Below are 2,792 nucleotides of genomic sequence, written 5' to 3'. Positions count from 1 at the left end.
GCACAGACCATTACGGCTGATTGGTGTGTCTGCACGATGCCAATCCCGGTACTGGCGAAGACGAAGAACAACTTCACTGCTGCGACACAGAACGCCTTCACCGGCATCCCCATGACAACCAACTACAAGATCGCCTGGGAGTCTCCGCGTTTCTGGGAGAAGGAAAACCGCATCTACGGCGGCATCAGCTTCCCTCGCCAGACCGTCGACCTGGTGTGGTATCCCTCCGACAAGCTCTTCTCGAAGACCGGCATCATCATCGGTGGCTTCAACGCCGAACGCGACGATGTCACGCGCCAGTTCACGCCGTTTGGTGCGCTCTCGCGGCAGGGCAAGCTCGATGCTTCCCGTGCTGCGGTGGAGAAGCTGCATCCGGGCAAGTCTTCCCTGCTTACAAAACCCATCTATGTGAGCTGGGAGAACATTCCGTATTCGCTTGGCTGCTTCGCTAACAATCATCTCGATGGGACTGAAGCTGCCTACAGCCAGCTCGATWAACCTGAAGGCCGCACGATCTTCGCGGGTGATTATCTGTCGCATCTGGTGGGATGGCAGGAGGGTGCGGCGCTCTCAGGGCATCGCGCGATTGAGAGGATTGCTGCGGGGATGAAGGGATAGGTTTTTTTGTTATCCGATAGGGCAGAGAAAGCAGGTCCTTCGCTTACTCTCAGGACCACAAAAAAAAAGACGGTTCGCGCGTAGCGCGAATACCCACGTCCCAGAAGCGGGACATGGGGCACCCGGTGTATGGGTTAGTCGCAGCCGGCGCCCAGGGCTTCCAAGGTCGGCTCTTCGGCGACTTCTTCGGTGACCGGCTTCATCTTGCCCTCGAAGAAGTCCTCGACGGCAATCATGACGTCTTCGCCCACCTTGGCCTCGTAGATCGCCCTGCGCAGTGAAGCTCCGCCGGCTACGCCGTGCGTGAACCAGCTTGCGAACTGCTTCATCTTGCCGATGGCATCGCGGCGGGCTGACTCTCGATCACGCTTGCGGCGCTTCTCTTCGTCGGTCTCAGCACGGCCAGGAGTTGCGAACTCAATCTCCGGATGCTCCTGCTCAATCTCTTCGAGCAGCATCTCGAAATAAGTCCGAATCATGCGGTAGCGGTCCATCTCGGTCGGCTGATCGTAGCGCCCAGTCGCGGTGTACTGTGCGATCTGACGGAAGAGCCACGGATTCGCCGGAGCGGCGCGGCCGATCATCACGGCGTCGCAGCCGGTCTCCGCCACCATGGCGGCAGCATCCTCCGGCGTGCGGATATCACCGTTGCCGATGACCGGAATCTTCACCGCGTCCTTGACCTGCGCGATCCACTCCCAGCGCGCCTGGCCGCTGTAGCCCTGCTCGCGCGTACGGGCGTGCAGCGCGACGGCGTTCAGCCCGCAGTCCTCGGCCATCTTCGCCAGCGGAACGCACACGATATTGGCGTCGTTCCACCCCATGCGGAACTTCACCGTAAATGGAATGGTGACGGCAGCCCGGACCGCCTGGAAGATCTCACCGATCAGCGGCAGATCGCGCAGCAGGCCGCTGCCACCGTTGCAGGAGGTGACGCGCTTGGCCGGGCAGCCCAGGTTGAGGTCGACGATATCGAAACCGGCGTCTTCCACGATGCGGGCAGACTCGGCCAGCGTGACCGGATTCGATCCGAAGAGCTGGGCCGAAATCGGGTGCTCGTCCTCGTAGTAGGTCAGGTAGCGCTTGCGCTTGGTCTCGCGCATGCGGGCCAGACCGTCAGCCGAGGTGAACTCGGTCATGATGAGACCACAGCCCGACTGCTGGTTCGTGACCGTCTGATTCACGTCGCCGGAGGAGTCCGGCGTAAACATGCTGGCGTTGCGGATGAAACGCCGGAAGACCGTGTCGGTTACCCCCGCCATGGGGGCAAGCACCGTTGCGGGAGCCACCCGAACCTTGCCGATGGAGAATTCGGCAGGAACGACGGCACCGTTGTCGGGCATGACATACTCGGTCGGGTTGTCCCAGTTCTTCTTCATGTGTATCTACAGAAAAGCCAAAGGCCCTCGCCGTAGCAAGGGCCTCGGCCTTGATGCGTTTGTATTTACTTGGCGGCCGCGCCAGACTTCTCGAACTTGCGGCGGAAGCGCTCTACGCGTCCAGCCGTGTCGATCAGCTTCTGCTTGCCAGTGAAGAAGGGGTGGCAGTTGGCGCAGATTTCGACCGTCAGGTCGCCCTTATGCGTCGAGCGGGTCACAAAAGTGTTTCCGCAGGCGCACTTTACGTTCATATCGGTGTAGTTGGGGTGAATTCCCTGCTTGGGCATTGAAAATAAATCCTTTTCGTGTGTTGCCGGGCTGTATTGCTATAAACCGGCTTGTTTTTGTCCAGCTCCCGGGGGCGGTTCGCTTGCTGCGGCAAAGATCACGCAACATCGATGTGCCTGTCGACTACGGGTGCTCTGTTAAGTATAACCCGGGTTAAACTGGGACTGCACCACGGGTGGTGCAGTGGTTCAGGATGATCCGAATCCGGGAACCCGGAAGTCCCTCAAAAGCAGGTCCTTCGCTTCACCACCCCGTTTGCTCAGGATGACAAGACATCGGAGTCGGAAGTTTTCCTAGATCGATGGGGGTTTTCCTAAGCCTTGCGGACAAGCATACTCATCTCATAGGTATGAGCGTCGTTTGCCCCATCTGCGAAGGAGCCGGTCTCCGCATCCTCACCCGGCCGGACGGGGAGCAGTACGCCACCGCTTGCGGTTGTCAGACGCAGCGTCGCGCTTTGGCGAATTTGGAACGCGCCCGTATCCCCCGCCGTTACGAGCACTGCAC

Annotated in this window: 4 protein-coding genes; 1 reads left to right on the top strand and 3 read right to left on the bottom strand. The window is 59.9% G+C overall.

Features of this window, described 5'->3' with window-relative positions:
* Positions 1-618, top strand: a 618-nt coding sequence (locus AB4043_RS21425) for a flavin monoamine oxidase family protein (RefSeq protein WP_442308027.1), incomplete at its 5' end; no start/stop codon positions are given.
* A 134-nt stretch (positions 619-752) separates the two neighbouring features.
* On the opposite strand, the gene dusB is transcribed toward AB4043_RS21425, so the two are convergent.
* From dusB to AB4043_RS21410, 3 genes are all read right to left on the bottom strand, one after another.
* A complete protein-coding gene (gene dusB / locus AB4043_RS21420) occupies positions 753-1,997 on the bottom strand; it encodes a tRNA dihydrouridine synthase DusB (RefSeq protein ID WP_442300601.1) in 1,245 nt (414 codons plus the stop codon).
* Between the two features lie 65 nt (positions 1,998-2,062).
* Complete coding sequence (rpmE, locus tag AB4043_RS21415; protein ID WP_147645775.1) at positions 2,063-2,284, bottom strand: 50S ribosomal protein L31; 222 nt, start codon at positions 2,282-2,284, stop codon at positions 2,063-2,065.
* A gap of 314 nt (positions 2,285-2,598) precedes the next feature.
* A partial coding sequence (locus AB4043_RS21410; protein ID WP_442308026.1) for a hypothetical protein occupies positions 2,599-2,792 on the bottom strand: 194 nt, incomplete at its 5' end.

Origin of the sequence: Terriglobus sp. YAF25, from assembly GCF_052113305.1 — a bacterium.
Classification (GTDB): Bacteria; Acidobacteriota; Terriglobia; order Terriglobales; family Acidobacteriaceae; genus Terriglobus.
Note: the sequence above shows the minus strand (reverse complement) of the source record. Positions and strands in the feature narration are given on the sequence as shown.